Origin of the sequence: Halorientalis sp. IM1011, from assembly GCF_001989615.1 — an archaeon.
GTDB lineage: Archaea > Halobacteriota > Halobacteria > Halobacteriales > Haloarculaceae > Halorientalis.
The window spans coordinates 954,577-972,648 of record NZ_CP019067.1 but is presented as its reverse complement, the minus strand read 5'-3'; the positions used below and the strand labels follow the sequence as shown (position 1 = coordinate 972,648).

The window sequence follows — 18,072 nt, the reverse complement described above, 5'->3', positions numbered from 1 at the left end:
GCTTCGAATTTGATTCTGGTTCAGACTACGGGTGCTGGATGCTAAGTATCCAATATATTACTACATAGAATGAATTTTGCTTTGATTATCTGTAAGCATCAAATTCTCTTTGTTCCCAGAATTGTGGCGAATTCGTGACAATAATATCAGTAGCTCCAATTTGCGAGCGCTGAGACGAGTCGCTGTTGATTGACCGAGCAGCTTCGAGTTCCATCATTCTGAAGTTTTCCATGAACTCGCCATCGCTGCGGTACAGATCTTCGGCTTCATCAGAGTTCGTAATCATCACATACGCACCCCGATGATGAAGTTTTAGAGCGAGATCTCGGACATCAATTTGTCGATCTCTCCCAAATCCACCGGTGCTGTACTGGTTAAAGTAGCGTGCGTCAGAATTGCTTATGTATGGTGGATCCAGGAAAATTAGGTCCCCTTCTTCGACTTCTTCCTCGATATATTCGAAGTCTTGTGATGTTATCTCCGCATTTTGTAAAACCTTGTGCCCTTCTTTAAGCTTTTCTTCGATTGATTCGGTCAGGATAACCTTCTTTTTCATTGGGACATTGAAGTCACCCTTCTCGTTGGTGCGGTAGAGACCATTGAAACACGTCCGATTCAAGAAGAGAAAGAGAACTGCCTCCCGCAGTTCATCCTCACAACATCCGTTCTGCAACTCGTTGAACTCTCTTCTACGGGTATAATAGAATTCTTTCTTTGCGTCAAGTGTGCTATAGCGATTGAGGGCATCGTCCAGCTTCTTATTTTCTCTAATTATATAGTCTAGATTATTTTTGAACAGCTCATAGAAGTCCATCAGCGTCTCATTGATGTCGTTAATGAACGCGTTGCTCGGCTTCAGTTCAAAGAAGACAGCACCACCACCAAAGAACGGCTCGTAATAGTCATTATAGTCTCTTGAGGGTGGGAGCCTAGTGACTATGTCGTCGATAATCTGGCGTTTCCCGCCAGCCCAACGCAAGATCGGGTCTGCCATTCGTGATATTCAAATGAAGACGGTATCTATAAAGTCGTCCGGTCTTCAGTTCAGCGTATCATTGAGCCGTTGTTTCAATTCTTCCCAGAGGACTTCATCAGATGCTGAATGGTCGATATCAAGTTGACTAATTAGCTCGCGACGCGTAGTGTCCACTACTTTAGACCCCCGTTCATCCTCGCCATCGCCACCTAATACCAAGAAAATCTCGGCGTCCTCACTTGTTTTTGAGTCGTCCTCAAGTTCTTTAGCCGTATAGACGGCAGCGCCATGTTCAGTCGCGGCCTGACTCCTGTCTGCTACAGACAATTCAGCCCGAGAGGCCGGGAGATCTTCGGAAAGTTCATCAACGATTCTCAGATCCTGTTTACCGTGTCGCTCCATGAATGAATTGTAGCGAGCAGCCTCCCAGTCTTCCAACTCATCAGGGTGATAGACCCCATAGTCATAGTGGCGGTTTGCCAGTTCACCAATTTGATTCGCTATTTCGTGTGGGTGTTTGATTGCCTCTTCAGGTGGCTCCGAGGTAACCTGAGTCAGGTTCTCGCGGTTTCGGTCACTCTCATGTTCGAGCTGAATATTGTATGCATCGACCAGGCCGCTGTCAATAGCATTCTCACGGGAGATCAGCAAAGTAGCATCTGACTGCGCCTTTTGCGTCACCAATTTGACTTTCGGTATGTCCGTATCTGGACGGTGTTCATTTGTCACATGCGACCGGCCAGAATAGTCGTGGACTTCTGGCTTTCCCCCGTTTGCTGCCGCGGGATGATCTGCGCCATATGGCTCCAAGAAGGCACGTGGAACTCGATCTGCATCCATATCGAAGTATGCCTGGACCGTTCTCCGGAGCCAGTTGTAGACTCCGCGACAATGATCGGTCCCGCGCATTAGCGGATTGTGCCTGTCGATTGAGGACTTCTGTGTGTCCCATGGCAGTGCTTGGCCGTCGCCCTCAGTTTCTAATTCAACGATCACCTTAAGACGTTGGTGGCGAGGGTTGAAATTGCCAAGTCGATCTTTGCCAGTCCCAAACCCGCCCTGATCATCCCGAAGTCGGCCCGCAACTTTTCGCTCCTGACAATAGATATCCGTGCCGGCCTTCTGGTTGTCTTTCTTCGTCAATAGTCCAACCGTAATATGTAGGTGGACAACCTCATCGAACTCTTCGATATCCAATTCGATGTTCTCATATCGGCGAGCATGAAGTCCATCGAATGGAGGATAGGACCAGTCAGGCATGCCCTCTGGTTCGACCGACTGGCCATCGACAGTAATATTCAGCTCATAGTCTGTACCTCGGATTTTTTGCATCTCTTCGCTCAGAAAGAGGTTATAAGCCCTGCCCAGACGGTCGCGGAGTCCTTCAGCAGTTTCTTCGCTCCAGTTGTAGTTGAGATCCTCAATGTGGATCTCAGTTGTTCCCGGTGGAATGTCCTCTGCATCATGGACCGGCACCGTCCAATCCTCATCATCCTCAAACCACTCTTCGGTAATACGGTAGGTCCAACCGATATCTGCGGACTCGTGTCGTGAGACAATATGAAATGGGAGGCCCAAGTTCACTAAACTCTTTTTTGCCCCCACACCGAACGTACCAATTGCACCAGGGACCTCGTTCTTTGCAGTTTTGCCGAGTCCAAAGAGCATTGCGGCATCTTCTCGAGGAATGCCACCCGCGGTGTCTCGAATGACCAGTTCCGTTTGATCTCTGCCCTCATTGACTTCAATTTCGATTTGTGTAGATGTCGTTCGATTGCTGGAGCGTTTCCATGCATCAAGTGAATTATCACACAATTCTAGGATGGCCGATTCAAGCGTGACATCAGACTTGAGCGCAGTGAGAGTATCCTTTGTGGGGAGGAGTTGAGCATGGTCAGGGGTAGCATCCTGGTAGAACTGGGACATAGTGTTTATCGGGATCGACACTAGTTTAAAAGTTCCGGGTAGCAAGGTGGTGAGGCCGACTCAGTCCTTATGTCAATAATTTATTAAATATCAACGACCTCTATTGAAATAAAAAATCCGGTTCTGTCGAAAGACACTAATTAGCAGAAATGTTTCGATGAATCCTAGTTGGCTTCTTGTCGACATCAATCATAACCATCAGGTGTACGGTGGCGCGCATGGCGGGCGCACCAACAACAAGTAGAAGCTGCTTATCTAGGAGCGATAAACTGCCTCCATGAAACCCCAATTTTTCTAAACTGAACTTCTGAATAAAGAGCCTCCATTCAGTAAGTTCGCCTGTAGAGATGGTAGAGGGGAAACAGCTCTGCACTTAAGAAAGCTATCATGGTAAAAAGGACCATCAGCGGATAGGTGTTTGCCGTAAGATTCGGGAAGGCCGTCAGTGACAGTCCTCGACGGGGCGAAATTCAAACTCGCGACTGTTCGCGGGTGCGTCACCTGGGACTTCGTTGTGATTGAGTAGGTAATCGGGCCACGCCTCGTATGCGAGTCCGACCAGTAGCGGCTCGACTTCTGCGAGGTATGCTGGATAGCCGTACGGCCCTGGATACGTATCCGGGTCCCACGCGCGGATCCACAGGTACGTCTGCTGTTCAAGCTGGCGCGTCCCCTGTTCGAAGAGTTCGCTCGCCCAACTGAGTTTCTTCGACGTCTCGCCGAATACTGTCTCCGACAGCTCACCTACGTGCCAATAATTCCCGTCGCCCCACCGAGCGAAGCTCCGAGTTCCGCTCCGGTCTTTCGCTATCTCCTCGAAGTTTGCACTCAGTTCGTTCTTTTTTCCGTATGCCTCTGCTTTGCCGATGTACCGTGGGACGACATCCGTTGGGGAGGGATTCTCGGAGTTGAGTTGAAACATGACATAGAGTAATCCACTCTCTCCAGATCTCACACCGTCACTGTGCACACATCGTTTGCCCTCTCGACGGATCCGTTCGTCAATGGCGTCGCTTCGCTTGAGCACTGCCGAGGAGCCGAGAGTCTTCGTCTCGACAACGAGGTCGTCGTCAGTCTCGAAGAGCGGTATCGGATCTGTCTCTTCGGAATCGTTGATGTCTCGACAGATGGTTTTTTCGACCCACTCGTACCACAGTTCGGTCTTACTCTCCCCAGTCACCTTCTCATCGGGGAGTTCAGCGAGACGTGCTGGTTCTTCGTTCGATGGTTCGTTTTCGTCGTCGACCCATTCGGGCCCCACTTGGCCCATCTCGTGAGGAACGCGGTTCGGAACGAAGTCGCGATTGGCGAAGACGCGATCGAACCGTGGGAGCGAGTGAACGAGACCGACCATCTTCCCCTCGAGTTCGTGTCGGTACGTCGGGTACCCGTACGGACCTACCTCCAGGTCGTCAACGTTGACCACCCATGCGTATAGCTGTGAAGCCGATCGTTCGTAGACGGTCGCAATGTGATCATACTTCCCGTAACTGCCCCATGACCCATCGTCTTCCCACTCCGAAATGGGGAGGGCGTCCCGGAGCTTTCTGAAGTGGTTCATCAGTCGACTCGCGACGTTGCTCGTTTCACCGATGTACACCGGGATCACATCTTGGGGTCCGTCTGCGGATTCCTCAAGGAGATACAACATGTACAGATAGTCACCACTCCCTCGACCCAGACGGTACGTATCGTACTCGTCGGCCATCGACAATTCCGAGCCGCTGTCGTCGACCATTGGTACCGGGTCCGGGGTTGCAGCCGACTGGATATCTGCGAGAATTGTCCTCCGCACCCACTCCTCCCAGACATCCTCTTTCGATTGTCTATTCGTCATTGCTGGGAGGACACAACAGACGATTAAAAAGTTGATTGCGACGATTCAGAGCAATACTCGAGTACCAGTGGCCTATGAAGGATTCAACAGCTGACTACGCTAGATGGGACACTTCGTCGGGTTCCTCGACGTCGTCGAACTCTCCGCGCTCGACAGGTTCCCAGTCCTCACCCGGCTCCGGACTCCACCAGTCGACCTCGTAGTCGTCCGGTGCGCCGAAGACCTTCACGCGTGCCGACCCATCTGGAAGATCGCGACGAAGCTTCTCGTCGATGTGAAGGTTCCACGTCGTGTCGGTATCGAAGCAGGCGAGCACGGCCTCCTCGTAGCCGCGTGTCTCTCGGGACTCCTGAAGTTCGACCTGCGTGTTGCAGTTCTTGCAGAACACCCCCTCGAAGGGGATGTGGGTGAACACCTCCTGACCGCAGACGGGGCACCAGAGGAAGTCGAACAGTGCCTCACTGTGTCGGTCAAGTATTTCGAGACTCATTGTTTGCCCAACCCGGTCATACCGGGCTACCCCCTCGTGCCCGGACAAAAAACAGCGCCCAGCGCTCACCCTCTCACCGTTCAGTGCCGTAGACGATGCGTGAGGGGGCTTCGTACCCACAGTCCGGACAGTCGTACCACCGCTGGACCTTCGCCCCGTCTGCTGACTTCTCGCCAACGAGGACGTCGTCGCTCGGACACTCGGGGCATGCGAGCTTGGGTGCTGGCCGCTCTCGGAGCTTGTCACGGAACGACTTCTCGTCCTTCGTCTCGTACCCTCGTGACCAGACCGGGTAGCCGTCGACGAGGATTGTCCCACGCCACTTGTACCGGTAGGAGTCCGGCGCTCGATGCAGGATGGCTCGTGCATCGGTCTCGGTGTTCCGATACGCGAGTGCCGGCGAGCGCCTCTCACGTCGCCAGTTAGTGATCCTGGGCATTGGTCAGAAGTGGACGTCAGCGGGCACGATCCAGAGATACTCACTCTCCTCGAGAAGTCGATCCAGCTGCTTACGGTGGCGAATGCCAGTCGCGTGCTCGGTGTACAGGAAGATCGTCGGGCCGTCGTACGCACCGACCTGGTGGAAGGCGTGCCGGGCGAGGCCCTCGTCGCGCATGATCTCCTCGTCGGAGAGCTCGTCGAGGGCTTCCTTCACCCGATCGAGATTGCGCTCGAACTCCTCCTTCGTCGCCTCCCAGCCACGCTCGAGCAGGCCCTGGCCGTCATCGGAGTCGACAGGAACCGCTGCAGGGAGCTCGCCCCATCGCGCCTTGCCTGCGACAGACGTGTCTTCCTGGTCGAAACAGACGTAATAATCGAAGACGGCGCCAGCGTGTGGGTCCGCGCCGACCAGGCGGTCGAATACCGTCTTTCCAGTGGCCAAAGCGTCGTCGTGCGTCGATGCCTCTACGAGTGCGTAAATCACCATATGCATCTTGAACACCTCGAAACGCCGACGCATCGGGTGTCGTTGCTCGCTCCAGCTGCGCCGGCACCCATCGCCGGCGCTCGAAAAACTCTCCTCGTGACAGTGGACTCTCAGGATTCGTCCGTTCGTTCGACAGTGATCGTTAGTCGCCCGATTCGTAGTCGGCCTCGAAGTCGACGGCGAACGCGTCCGCCTCGTAGGCGGCGTGGTAGGCGCGGTGACGTTCGAGCGAGCCTGTGGCCTTGAAGTGGAAGAACGCGGCCGCCATGTAGGGCTTGCTCTGTGTTTCGACCTGCGACTCGTCGGATGCGGGCAGTGCGATCTGGGGCGTCTCCGTGTCGATACTCGCAGCGAACCCCTTCGCTTCCTCGACGGTGGCTTGCGAATGTGCCGGTGTCTTGTCGGTCAACACGTTCAACGGGGATTCCGTCTCGTTGGTGAACAGGGCGTCTTCCGAAGTGTACGTTCCGAGGATCGCCTCGGGGTCCAACTCACAGTCGTGTAACAGGTCGTCCTCTGAGGCCATCGAATCGCGAGCCTATGGCGGGGCTCACCCATTCCGGCCCCAGAAAAACAGCAGCTGCCACGAAGCAGATCGAACTGGGAATGGTCCGGGGTCCCCTTTTCGAAGAGGGATTCCCCGGTCTGAATGAGCACCTCCTGTCGGTCCCCGACTTGCTCGGCCAGCTTCCGTTTCAGGTACTGTCTCGCGGTCGACGGCGTGTAGACGCCCTTGTCGATTTTGTCGCCGACGACGTCTTCTGAGTTAGGCACGACAATGATTAGATCCCCGCCAGTGGTGTTAGCGAAGAAAGTGACCTCAGCCAAGAATTTTTCTTTGTGGCCGTTGTCCCGCGGGTTGAGTTCTCGTTTGAAATCGATTTCTTGCTTCTCCGTGGCTCCGGTTTCCACAAACCGTTGAAGATCCTTGACTTAAATGTCATCTATGCTTGGTTAAAACATGATACTCTGGCGATGCTTAGAGCGTAAAATAACCCGGATTTCACAGGGTTTAGCTATGGATATCGTAGAACACGTCCTCTCCATGCTCTACCATTTGGTAGAGCTCTAAGTCGGTAATGAACCGGACGCCCTGCTTCTTTATGTACGACGGCACCACGTTCGACACCACAAGCATCTCGACATCCAGATCGTTCCAGCTCTCCGGGACCTCTTGCTGCTGATACCCCCCGTCACCACTGACCTGCGAACGGAACTCCTCTCCTGATTCAAGACCCTTCCAACCCTCCACTTTCTCAGGGAATGGCTTACCCTCTGGCTCCCGGCTGGTATTCTCGTTTACCTCGTTGAAGATAAGCCGGTCAAACTTCTCATTCAGTTCTCTGATGCCATCCGGGTCGTTGATTCGGATCGGCGGCATCAGATACTTCACTTCGATAATCTGGAGGCAACCGTCACGGACGCATATCAGGTCCACCTCGTTCTTGTTCTTCTGTGTTTCCGCTCCATGGTAGCATTCGATTCCGTGGTCAGTGAGGAAATCGTAGAGGTTTCGCTCCCGTTCCGTGCCTCTGTCGCCGGCAAGTTCAGACAAGATTTGATGCCCTGACTCAGCGATATCGCCGTTACGTAGCAGCGGAAAAATCTGGAACTGTAGCAACTGGGAGAAATAGCGTGGATAGTAGATCTGCTTCTTAGGAACATAGCTTGGACGACGATTGCCTGGCAGCTCTTTTTTTGCCCTGAAGTCTAGTTCAAAGAGTAGTGGGTGGGCGTCCAAGTTATCCTCACTGAGAATTATCCTATCTCTCACCTGATCCCAGTCATCTCCGAATGCTTTCTGACCGCAGCTTTCAACCCTTCGCTTTCTGAGCGGAGCTACCCATGCTTCTTCTCGGAGTTTCCTCGCTGGTTCCTCACTGAACAGGCTGTCCAACCGGTCCAAGAATTCCTTCAAATCGAAGATGGTGACGTCTTCGGGAAACTTGGTATAGTAGGTCGGACCAACCATATCATCCGATCCAGCCATAAACCGCAGCTGCTCAATCACTTGATACCAGGCGTCCCCGAACTCCCGTGATGTCTGTTCTTCGCCAGCTTCGGTCTTATCGACCGCCCGCAGAACATCGGCTACGTAGCTGAAATCATCGAATGCATCCATGTCGTTGCAGATTACGCTATTCAGACAACGGCTGAAACATAGCCCATACTCTGACTGGAAGCGGTTGTAGTCAGAAGCAAAGTTCTCGAACCGCCTGGTGAACTCGTCTTTACGGATGCAGACTGTGAACTGGTTTCGGGCATGTCGGAGTCGGAAAATCAGTTCTGAATACGCATCTATAACGGTTTCAATCTCTTCGGTGCTCTCGGGGCGATCTTCAACTCGTTCATCGCCGAAGTCTTCCAGTCCATAGATCTGCTTCAGAACGTAAGCCAGGTAGCCGAATTCAGAGACAGGGATACCTTGCTTCAGTTCGTTGTAGAAACCATAGGACATCTGGTTCAGCCGTTTGAAAAGGTTGTAGATGAGGTTGACCTTGCTGTAGTCCTGTAGAACTCTGAGAATAGCCTCGTCGGTGAAGAAGTCCTTGGTCAACCAGTTCACCTTCGCATTCACTACTTTCTGAGATTCTACTGGTAGACCACGGCAGCGAGGACAGAACAGTGATTTGCTGTCTTCTTTTCGTATGAGTAGCTGGCCGCAGTCCTTGCACGGCATCTTGTCTCGTCTTTCATATCCTGCAGATATAAAATCCGCTCTGCTGCCGCGAATGACGCAGTGGGATCACCCGAGGACGTCTTCTGCTTGAATACGAGAAAGAAGACGTTTCACAGAGTACATAGGTCGAATGCCCTGGATGCATAAAAGTAGTTGAACCGCAGTAAACTCAGTTCAGCTACTCCACTTGGAACAGCGAGTCTGTGTCGTGCTGCTTAGAATGTATGCCATCAATCCACTCTAGAACCATCTCTTGGGTCACAATCAGCAGCTCATCCTCGGCCTGATACCGGTGCTGAGTCTCCGGCTCCGTCCCACTCCACTCAGATAAATCAAGTAATTCGGCTACGTCAACGAACTCAGGCCGTGTATACAGCTTTGGGTCAAAGAAATACCTGAACACGTGCCGCGTATCAAATTCTCCTCGGTTAACCGCTGAAAGTGCCAGTGGCGACTGATTCAAATCCACCATTGACCGAAGAGCATCAGCGGTCAGCACCACCATACCCGTCTGATCAGGGTAATGCAGTTTAGCGGTTTCATACCAGTCAAGCACTTTCTCAGCATCAAAGTCGAAGACAACGAAGAGATGGAGCTTCGTGAAGGACTGGTAGAGCTTGTCACCTTTGATTTCGTCAAAGTAGTCCAGCTGCTTTGAGACTGCTTCACCGTCGAAATCCACTTGAGAAGCCGATTTAGCATCTACAACTCCGTGCAGCCGTGAGAGCTCTACCCGGTCCGGGATCTCCATAGGAGGATACCCGATTACTGCATCCGCTACCTCGCTGCCCTCATTGTCGACACCTCCCTGCCCAACCTCCAGTTCGAAGTCTAGATAGGCGAAAGCCGCCTTGCACACCTTCTCAAATTCAGTCCAGACCGTTCGGCCAATCCCGTTCCGCTCGTGCTTACTGTTCTCACGGAGAGTCCGCAGCGTGGAAAGCTTGCTTTTGATGAGAGACGGATGATCCTCTAACTTCCACCGTACGTCGTCTTTCCCAATCTTCTGTTCGTCAAAAAGAGTCTGCTTGTGCTCGTACTCTGATGTCAACGATACTGTGGTTTCTTGGACAAAGTCCTCGTCGGAGAACCTATTCAAGGTCAACGCTTGAATGATACCAACGACCGCGTAGGGTTCAATCAGGTAATGCAATTCCTCAACCGACTGTCTCGGAGTAACGATGAACGCAGGTACCTGATTCTCGAGAATGTAATTAACCGCTGATTGAACCGAGTTATCGTAGTTCTTCGCGGATCCAATTAGACAAACCAAGACGTCTTCCTCAGTTCGTTGAACGGCAAACTCAGGGAATAAATTCGCCACGTCACCAGTAGATGTGAGCCCAGCGGTATCTGCGATGTCCTCGAGTAGTGGAGCAAGTTCGACTTCATACTGTGTCAACTCTTTCTTTGTGACTGTTGTCTCGTGTTCATGGGATTCGAGGCAGACCAGTCTAAACAAGTCATCCGAATCCCCTGAATCGTAGAGAGCCGCTTCACCGCCACACGTAGGGCAGGTATGTGACTCCGGTATTGGTTTCTCAGATACATATTCTGTATCCAGAAGCTGCTCTGGTAAGTCCGCAGAATCAATCCTCTCCGGGTTTGACCGGAGCACCGAACTCAAGTCTTTCAGAACACCACTATTCATCATAGTCATCGAAAAGCCGCTGTAACGTGTCGTAGACGTCTTGACTTACTCCACGGAAGTCATCCCAGTCCCCGTAGCCAGTTGTGAAGAAGTTCGGACGGTCTTCTTCAGGTGAATCCATTCTAAAAGCCAGTCTGATGTTCTCTTTATCGGCTTCGCGGAGAAGCGACCGTGTAGCCTCGTTGAACTCCTCTATCTGCCCCCCGAATTCAGCGAATGGTCCTTCTGACCGGACCCGGAACTGTTCGATACCGGTCGCCTGATCGTTCTCAATGTTGAATCCAACAAAGGTCGGGCTCCCGTTCTCTAGCTGCTGTTTTACGATTTGGTCCTCTTCGTCTTCATCATCAAGCTCGGATTCTGTATCCTCCACGATCTTATCCATTCCGTCTTGCAAATCCCCGGCGACATCCACGTCCTCCTCGTCCTCCTCAACCGCATTTTCGGCTGAGTCAACAAGTGTATCTACCAATTTCTTAGCGTTAGTCGATTGAACTCGATCCCAGCCTTCAAACGCGTCAGGGTCATTGGCCACTGTTTTTAGAAGCTTCTTGAACAGCTTCTTCATACCGCTATGGTTCAGATTGTCAAAGGTATGTATCTCCACCCCATCTTCTATTTCCTTCACTTCGGCTGCAAAGGTCTTCACCGGGTATCTAGATTCGGTGGTTACCTTGGGCACGCTAGGTGGGCCAGAAGGTGACTCTTCAAATTTGTATACGCTCTGCCGGTTACGGCGTCTAAACAGTTTCACCCAGAACCCCGATTCGGTTATTCCACTCCACGCTGGGATGGTCTCACCTTCTTGGTTTTGCCGCTGTAGAAACTGGTTGATTCTGCTCTCTATTTCATCAGACTCGTCGAACGGGAGTGAAGTGTTGAATCGATAGCGGCCGTCAGTCCGTTCATGACGGATCTGTGCCCGTCCAACCATGATATCGAAATCAGTAGAGAGAGTATCGTTGACTGGATCGTAGAAAACGGCCATCGACACCAGAAGAAGCCTTTCGAATGAGTCGAATATGCCGGGTTTGTTCAGCGTATCCCGATCGTAGTGCCTTGGGGACAACGCGTCGATAATACCTGATTTTGCGACTTCGCCGGGTTGGAAATACATGTCGTGTAGTTCGATAAATCGTTGGGCAGCATTCGGATACGTGGAGACAAGGTAGTCGATATCCGAAGGGGAACCTGCTTTTGAGGCTAAACCTACAAAGTATTCTTCAACAGGATTGGCGGAACGGTCGCAGATGTCACGTAGATATTTGATATCGAGGTCATTCAGCCTTCTATTGATCTCCCTCTTCAGTTCCTCTTCTGCGATTCTGTCTCCGTTGTCGCCCCCCGGATCTTCCATCTTATATGTTTGTTTTTTGGCTTATAGCCGCTTAAGCATTGCCTCTGCTACAACGTTAGTGATAGACGCTGTTGACGAATCAGATTCAATCCACATATGAAATGCCGGAGCTATTAACTATCACACCGGTGCTCTTGAATCCGCTCTGGAAGCCTGACCTTCCCACACATGGGACACTCCCGAAGGGCTGTCGGCGGCAGGTCGTTCCAAGCGTCTATCGCAGCGTCTGACTGTGCTTCCACGATTGGCGAGTCGGTTTGTCCGGCGGGCTTCGCGGGGGTGAATGCGAAGCCGTTCACGGGTCGTGAGTGTCGTGTCTTTAGTCAAAGTCGATGGGGGAGCGGGTGTCCCCGCCACCCATCGCCGGGAGCAAGAAATACCACCGGGACCGGTTAGCGGATATCGGGTTGGAGCGGAGCGAACTGCTCCCACAGCATATGATGGCGCCGACAGAGCGTGACCAAGTTCTCAAGTCGATTCGACCGTTCGTAGTCAAGGACACCGTCGGCATCGATGAATGTGTCAAGCGGCGTAATGTGATGGACGTTTAGGTCACGGTCCCAGAGCTCGCGGTGGGTCTCACGGTCGATGGAACAGTCCGGCATCTGGCACTCAAATCCGTCCCGTTCTAGCGCACGTTTGCGCTGCTTGTACCAATTTGGCCCATACGAAATATCCCCGTAGCCACCTTTCCAAGTAGGATGATCAGGTCCGCTTGGATAGCCGCGATATTCCATCCCAGCCGCCTCCACGGCCTGCTTCCATGATCCATACCGCCGGATGTACGGGTAGATAGTGTTCTCTCCATGTTCTCGCATTTCAACAGTTGAGGGTACGTGACCCAAATCATCACAGAGTTGAGTGAGCTCCTTCAGTAACTCCTCTTCAGGTATATTTCGCCGCTTATGAGGGTCAAAGCCTGCCTCCTGAAGTGCAGCGTTCCAACTGCCGAAGCGCTGTTGGGCGACTTTTGTTGCATGCTCTCCTAGGTCATCCATTTCGTAGGCGGTCGGTGGCCGCCCAAGGTCGTCAGCAAGTGCCTGAATTGCTGTGATTACTTCTTGAGGAGTGACCTTGGTCGATTTCGTCGTCGACAGCCTTGCAGCGTCGAGTCCGGTATTCCACGATCCAAATTGCCGTTTTACCGTAGCTGGATATACCTCCCCATGTTTCTTCATTTCCATTGTTGACGGAGAGTGACCGAGCTTCTCGGCTACGCGCCGTAACTCGTCGATTAGCTCCTCTCTCGAGTACGAGTGATCAAGTGGTTCAAGCCCCGCTTCCAGTAGTCCTTCTCTCCAACTTCCGAACGTTGATTGTACCGCACCAGCAGTGAAATCCGTCTCCTCCTCAACTTCGGGTTGCTTTGGTGGTCGGCCTTTCTGCTCGGCGATACGTCTGAGTTCCTCGCTGATATGGTCAGGTGTGATGGATCGCTTGTGACCTGCCATGTGGCTTGCAATCTCGACGTTCGTATCGAACGATTCGCCGCAGATGTCGCACATATAGTCTCCTTCGACTTTCATGCGTAGCTCCGAGTGTGGACACAACCGCACCCCTCGTTGGGTGAGACAAACCCACCCGTTCGACCGCTCATTCCCCCGATTTTAGGAATGAATTTCAGAAAGGCTTCCAAGGTTGTGGCTGCGCGCGCAGCGAAGCGAGCACGGAGCGGTGGGTGGGGCGGCGGGGTAGGTTGAGGTGGCACGAGAAAAGAAAACCGGGGAGCCTGTGGCCTACTGGTCAGTCCATCGGTCGCGATCCGGGAAGTGGATGTGACTCTGCCCTGTCAGAGCCACCGAACATCGACCCTGGTACCAGTTCTTGGCTACATTCCGGAACACGACCCGGTCACCTTCCTGAACGATGGGCATTCTGGACTTTACCCAACTGGTGAACCTCGTACGGCCGCTTTCGTCTTCGATCAACCCGACCTGACTGATCGCCGGACTGTCTGCGTTCCACAACACCTCGATCGTCCCACTGATGCTCACTGTCGCTCGATCCACCTCGGGAACGGCCGCGATCGGAACCACCGTCCCTGGCTCGCGCTGACAGCCCTCGACCACGTCCAACACTGCCCGTGAGATGTCGGCACCGTCGACGACCCGCGCCGCCAGCCGCCGCGCGATGGCTGCTCGTGACCACCCGTCGACCTCTTCGACCAGCCGGGCCGCCTGCTCGTTGATCGTCGCCAGTTCCGTCTGGGAACACAGCTCTCGGGGATCGCTTGACCCCTGTGATGGAGCCACACTCGCCGCGCGTTCCTCGAACTCCTGCCGTCGCTTACGACTCCTCCGACTGGCCACGTCACGAGACCGTCGCTCCCGGTTCGACTGTTGCCGGCGATCCAGCCGCTGGCGTGTCCGTCTCTTTTCCATTTTCCGCGCCAGGTGCGTCTCCTCGCCTTCGAGCGTCATCCCTTCCGGGCGTGCATCGGGGTGGTTGGTGTCCACCTTTGCCTGGGACTCCAGTTCCACCGTCGCCCGGAGCTCAGGCTCGTCTTCGACTGCGTACTGCATCTCGTCCGCGTACTTCGCGTTCTGTGCATCGACCAAATCCTTATCTACGACTGTCTTTCTAGAAGTCATTGGAGTAACTCTCCGAAGGCGCTCACGCGCCGCCACCGCGATGCTCCACCATCGCGGTTTTCCGACGACAACGACCGACAGTACCATCTGCGCGCTCTCGCTCGCGCCTTCGCGAGCGCCCCTTGGGGCGCGAGCGAGAGCGCGCCATAGGGCGGCCACCCAACCAGCACCGCGCGCCGACCCGCCCGGAGCGAGCGGCCAGCTTTAAGCCGTTTCTCGCGTCCGGCCCGGACTGCGGGTCCGTGTCCAGGGCGACGGTCGTGAGCACGGCGAGCCGGGGTGTGGCTCGCCGCGCGGAACGGCCCAAAGCGCTGGAACGCGAAAGCCCGCGAGGGGCGCAACCGAAAACGCGCTTAATGCTGGCGTCGAGACCAGATTTACTTTAGCCCGGAACGGCGAGCTTGCTCGCCGCATGCCCGGAATGGTCGGTCGCGAGCGAAGCGAGGGCGGCACGCGGCGAGCGGTGCGGGCCGTCACGAACCACTGTACAACCGCTTCCATCGCTCGGCGAATCATCCGCCGTCCTGGCGGACTCAGAAAGGGCGAGGCCGCCTCGACCACCGGGAGACGGCGTCTCCCGAGCTCACGGGGCGAAGCGCCGTGAACGTCCCCCGACCCCGCAAGCACCGCAGGCACGAGGCGCACAGCGGGGTTCCCGTGAGCGGAGCGAACGGGAGCAATCGAGACGCAGTCCCGCGTGGTCGCGGGATGTAGAGCGACCGAGGGCTTTCGGGGGTGGTTTCAGACATCGACTATGATCTCGCTACTGGTCCGGTAAAGTCAAGATCGGTCGCGAACGCGACAGCAGTCTTCTGGCCATCAGAGAACGAACTCGGCATCGAGATCAACCACCTGTGTTTCGAGTATCTCTGGACGGTCATGGACCCGAAAACAGGGACCTACTCCTTACTGAACGGTCATCAGGAATCAATAGGATACCTGTGACAGTGAATCTATGACAGTCTGTGACGACTGCGGGAATACGGAACTCCCATCGGCAAAATACTGCTCGAACTGCGGCACACAGTTACAGCGCGACATGAGGGATCTCTCGGAGGGGTTCCTGAGTATCGCTGACCGCGGCCATATACAGGAAGCGATCGACGGGAACCGAAGACCACCGGATGGCTACCATGACCGACTCCATGAAACAGTCCGCCACGCATTCGCCGATTTCTGCCAGCTCAATCGCTGGGACGAGTTCGACAATCGGACGGCTTTACTTGGTGATCTGGCCGATGGGGACTTCCCCGAGGACTTCACAGCAGAGGACGAAGCGTTGAGTCACCTGTATCGACTTACCTGCCCATTCCGGTTTATACACACCGCAGTAGGTATTGACGGGCTTGAAACGCTCCTCGAAATCAGCCTGCTGGTCGAATATCGAACCAAGACTGACCAGGAACCTGATGCGGATACTGTCTCAGTATCGATCGACGTGGACGTCGACAAACCTGCCTAGAACAGCTACCTGACTTAGTCGAACCACGTAGTGCGAAGCCTGTCAAGGAACCCACCCGCCTCGTCCACGTCCCGTTGCAGCCAGCGCTCGAAGGCGTCGACGGACGTAATCCAGATTTCGTTGTGGGTGCGCCGGGCTCGGATGTGCCGAGGGAGGTTCCGGAGGTACGCGTTGTCGATTTCATAGGAGGCGATATCATCGTCAAACAGGGCAACGAGTCTGTCGTTACGGCGCTGGAACACGAGATACTCGTTATCAATCGCTTCGTGCCAGCGCTGTCGACCGACGTCGTGCTCCCATTCAGCTGGTTGTTCAGGGAAATACGCCGGTAGCGAACGGTCGGCATACTCGTACAGGTCCATGACCGTGTCCCGGACGACTGCCAGAATGTCATCACGGTCGGTCTCCTCGTCGACCAGATCCGCCATCTCGATATCGCGTCGCAGATACTGGTGTGTGAACCACTTGTAGAATGGATTATCGGCTTCGACGATTTCTCGCATTCGCATCCGAGCTGTCGATCGCCCAGTAAACATCAGCTTGAAATGGAGCATCTTTGCCCGCTGGAGGAACCACTCGTTGGGCTTGTTCTCGTTGCTCGTAATGATGATCGCCGGGTATGGTTTGCCGTTCCAGTTGTCCCAGTAATTCCGGAGGCGTCCCAACCGACCGAACGTCTGTCGCTCGACGTCGTCGAATGCAACGGGAAATGCCGTCACCGGTTCGCGAACTTTGTTCGGCGTCCGACTTCCGACGGTTGCACCATCGATCGGGCTGACGACAGAATTGTCCGAAATGAGCCGGAGCGCGAACTCCAGGAATGTTCCCTTCCCGGCATTTGGTTCACCATGGATGTAGAGAAACGGCACGCTCTTTTCAACGTCACCGACCTGCCCTGCCCCGAACGCCTTGGCATACTGGTTGACAAACGGGGCCCAGAGAAAGTACAACAACCCCTCGTACATGTGCGCTTTTGCGGCCGCTGCATCGTCAGTTTCCGCCTGGTCGACCGTCTCAAGATAAGCTTCGATGTTAGCGAGACTCGTATCGACCGCCTGTGGATTGGGTGGTGGCTCGGTCAATTCGAGGTGCCGTCCACTCGGAGTAAGCAGGTGCACTCCATCAGCAGTTACCCACAGCTTCGGAATATCGTAGTTGCTCTTGACGGCACGCCCGTATTCACCGATCGATGTCCGGAAAAGGCTATCATTGAGCGTAATATCAAAGGGCTGGAACAGATCCTGCATCTTCGAGTGCGTGCTATCGGAGTACTGCTGCAGCGATTCGTGGATTACCTCATCAGCATTGATCGACGTACCGAACTCGCCGAGTTGGGTAGAAATTGAACCGTGAAACTCCCTGAGTTCGTTGTCCTCTTCTGCATCGCTTACCGTGAGCCAGCGCTCAATGACCTCTTCAGGTGGATCATCGGATGCATCGAGTTCGTCCGTCAGGTCTTCCAGAAACGGGTCCGGATCACAGAGCTCCAGGTATTCATCGTAGAGTTCGAGTGCCTGGTGATGCCATTCGGACTCTGGCGCGCAGTTGAATACGTCGAGGTTGTTGACCTGATACCGATTCGTCCACGCTGAATCGGTGAAGTTCGGTGAGCCGGTCAAGATCGTGATTCCCCCGTCGGATCGCAAAATATAGAGTTTCGCATGGATATCACGGTCGGGTGAAAGATAGATCAACAGGTCCCCACGTCGCTTGTATCGTTCGAGTTCCTGGGCGACGGAGACGGATTTGATTTCCTCACGAAAGTCGGTTTTCTCGCCAACGATCACCTCCAGTTTTTCCAGGTCATGTTCGTTGAAGAGTTCGAGAAGCATCCGCGGAGAGGTACAGTAACTCACGACCTTCATCCGGTTAGCTGACGACAGGTACTTCTCGAAACCCCTGTAGCTGCGAAGAGAGACAAACGGTGACAGCGATCGCATGTCGGCAGATGATTCCTGTGGCTCCATGGTAGGTGGTCCAGAGACCGCAGGATTATTCTTGTTACCATGTACCATTCGATTCCATAGCTGGCGTATCCGCTATACGACTGATAGAGATCCACTACACAGCAGTGACCAACAATCTCGATCAGTTCTCGGTCTCCCCGTCGAGAGGTCCCACTACGCGCCGTGGTACACAAGATCACTCCGTCTCGTGAATCGAGCGTGTTTCAC

At 54.0% G+C, this 18,072-nt stretch carries 14 protein-coding genes and 1 pseudogene; 2 read left to right on the top strand and 13 right to left on the bottom strand.

Going from position 1 to position 18,072, the window contains the following annotated elements; genetic code table 11:
* Window positions 1-85: 85 nt before the first annotated feature.
* The 12 genes and pseudogenes from BV210_RS04975 to BV210_RS04910 all read right to left on the bottom strand — a co-directional run bounded on the left by BV210_RS04975 (window position 86) and on the right by BV210_RS04910 (window position 14,436).
* Window positions 86-994, bottom strand: a complete 909-nt coding sequence (locus tag BV210_RS04975; protein WP_077205569.1) for a Dam family site-specific DNA-(adenine-N6)-methyltransferase — start codon at window positions 992-994, stop codon at window positions 86-88.
* Window positions 995-1,039: 45 nt separating this feature from the next.
* Window positions 1,040-2,902 carry an ATP-binding protein gene (locus BV210_RS04970; protein WP_077205568.1) on the bottom strand — a complete coding sequence of 621 codons (1,863 nt, stop codon included), beginning with the start codon at window positions 2,900-2,902 and terminating at the stop codon, window positions 1,040-1,042.
* Window positions 2,903-3,344: 442 nt separating this feature from the next.
* Complete coding sequence (locus BV210_RS04965; protein ID WP_077205567.1) at window positions 3,345-4,739, bottom strand: hypothetical protein; 1,395 nt, start codon at window positions 4,737-4,739, stop codon at window positions 3,345-3,347.
* A 94-nt stretch (window positions 4,740-4,833) separates the two neighbouring features.
* On the bottom strand, window positions 4,834-5,229 hold the full coding sequence (locus BV210_RS04960; RefSeq protein WP_077205566.1) for a hypothetical protein: 396 nt from the start codon (window positions 5,227-5,229) through the stop codon (window positions 4,834-4,836).
* 73 nt (window positions 5,230-5,302) lie between these two features.
* The gene (locus BV210_RS04955; protein WP_077205565.1) at window positions 5,303-5,668 is read right to left on the bottom strand and encodes a hypothetical protein; all 366 of its coding nucleotides are present in this window, start codon (window positions 5,666-5,668) and stop codon (window positions 5,303-5,305) included.
* A gap of 3 nt (window positions 5,669-5,671) precedes the next feature.
* A complete protein-coding gene (locus BV210_RS04950; protein WP_077207975.1) occupies window positions 5,672-6,163 on the bottom strand; it encodes a hypothetical protein in 492 nt (163 codons plus the stop codon).
* A 104-nt stretch (window positions 6,164-6,267) separates the two neighbouring features.
* Window positions 6,268-6,683, bottom strand: a pseudogene (locus BV210_RS04945) (hypothetical protein).
* A gap of 486 nt (window positions 6,684-7,169) precedes the next feature.
* The gene (locus BV210_RS04935) at window positions 7,170-8,837 is read right to left on the bottom strand and encodes a hypothetical protein (RefSeq protein ID WP_157525832.1); all 1,668 of its coding nucleotides are present in this window, start codon (window positions 8,835-8,837) and stop codon (window positions 7,170-7,172) included.
* A gap of 178 nt (window positions 8,838-9,015) precedes the next feature.
* Entirely contained in the window at window positions 9,016-10,491 is a 1,476-nt protein-coding gene (locus BV210_RS04930) for a hypothetical protein (protein ID WP_157525830.1), read from the bottom strand.
* Window positions 10,481-11,845, bottom strand: a complete 1,365-nt coding sequence (locus BV210_RS04925; protein ID WP_157525828.1) for a hypothetical protein — start codon at window positions 11,843-11,845, stop codon at window positions 10,481-10,483. Before BV210_RS04925 ends, BV210_RS04930 begins: the two co-directional genes overlap by 11 nt.
* 392 nt (window positions 11,846-12,237) lie before the next feature.
* Window positions 12,238-13,371 carry a homing endonuclease associated repeat-containing protein gene (locus tag BV210_RS19720; RefSeq protein WP_157525826.1) on the bottom strand — a complete coding sequence of 378 codons (1,134 nt, stop codon included), beginning with the start codon at window positions 13,369-13,371 and terminating at the stop codon, window positions 12,238-12,240.
* Window positions 13,372-13,581: 210 nt separating this feature from the next.
* Window positions 13,582-14,436, bottom strand: a complete 855-nt coding sequence (locus BV210_RS04910) for a hypothetical protein (protein WP_077205559.1) — start codon at window positions 14,434-14,436, stop codon at window positions 13,582-13,584.
* A 735-nt stretch (window positions 14,437-15,171) separates the two neighbouring features.
* On the opposite strand from BV210_RS04910, the gene BV210_RS19715 reads away from it, so the two are divergent.
* Window positions 15,172-15,381, top strand: coding sequence for a hypothetical protein (locus BV210_RS19715; RefSeq protein WP_157525822.1), 210 nt, complete (start codon window positions 15,172-15,174; stop codon window positions 15,379-15,381).
* Window positions 15,382-15,391: 10 nt separating this feature from the next.
* On the top strand, window positions 15,392-15,898 hold the full coding sequence (locus BV210_RS04900) for a hypothetical protein (protein ID WP_157525820.1): 507 nt from the start codon (window positions 15,392-15,394) through the stop codon (window positions 15,896-15,898).
* Between the two features lie 14 nt (window positions 15,899-15,912).
* Here the strand turns inward: BV210_RS04900 and BV210_RS04895 are convergent, their stop codons facing one another.
* The gene (locus BV210_RS04895) at window positions 15,913-17,865 is read right to left on the bottom strand and encodes a hypothetical protein (protein WP_157525818.1); all 1,953 of its coding nucleotides are present in this window, start codon (window positions 17,863-17,865) and stop codon (window positions 15,913-15,915) included.
* Window positions 17,866-18,072 lie beyond the last annotated feature (207 nt).

Bases quoted from the DNA above. Each gene is read 5' to 3' on its own strand.
- BV210_RS04935 (WP_157525832.1), bottom strand. From the start codon at position 8,837: ATGCCGTGCAAGGACTGCGGCCAGCTACTCATACGAAAAGAAGACAGC.
- BV210_RS04960 (WP_077205566.1), bottom strand. From the start codon at position 5,229: ATGAGTCTCGAAATACTTGACCGACACAGTGAGGCACTGTTCGACTTC.
- BV210_RS04910 (WP_077205559.1), bottom strand. From the start codon at position 14,436: ATGACTTCTAGAAAGACAGTCGTAGATAAGGATTTGGTCGATGCACAG.
- BV210_RS04955 (WP_077205565.1), bottom strand. From the start codon at position 5,668: ATGCCCAGGATCACTAACTGGCGACGTGAGAGGCGCTCGCCGGCACTC.
- BV210_RS04965 (WP_077205567.1), bottom strand. From the start codon at position 4,739: ATGACGAATAGACAATCGAAAGAGGATGTCTGGGAGGAGTGGGTGCGG.
- BV210_RS04950 (WP_077207975.1), bottom strand. From the start codon at position 6,163: ATGCATATGGTGATTTACGCACTCGTAGAGGCATCGACGCACGACGAC.
- BV210_RS04975 (WP_077205569.1), bottom strand. From the start codon at position 994: ATGGCAGACCCGATCTTGCGTTGGGCTGGCGGGAAACGCCAGATTATC.
- BV210_RS04930 (WP_157525830.1), bottom strand. From the start codon at position 10,491: ATGATGAATAGTGGTGTTCTGAAAGACTTGAGTTCGGTGCTCCGGTCA.
- BV210_RS19720 (WP_157525826.1), bottom strand. From the start codon at position 13,371: ATGAAAGTCGAAGGAGACTATATGTGCGACATCTGCGGCGAATCGTTC.
- BV210_RS04895 (WP_157525818.1), bottom strand. From the start codon at position 17,865: ATGGAGCCACAGGAATCATCTGCCGACATGCGATCGCTGTCACCGTTT.
- BV210_RS04925 (WP_157525828.1), bottom strand. From the start codon at position 11,845: ATGGAAGATCCGGGGGGCGACAACGGAGACAGAATCGCAGAAGAGGAA.
- BV210_RS04900 (WP_157525820.1), top strand. From the start codon at position 15,392: ATGACAGTCTGTGACGACTGCGGGAATACGGAACTCCCATCGGCAAAA.
- BV210_RS04970 (WP_077205568.1), bottom strand. From the start codon at position 2,902: ATGTCCCAGTTCTACCAGGATGCTACCCCTGACCATGCTCAACTCCTC.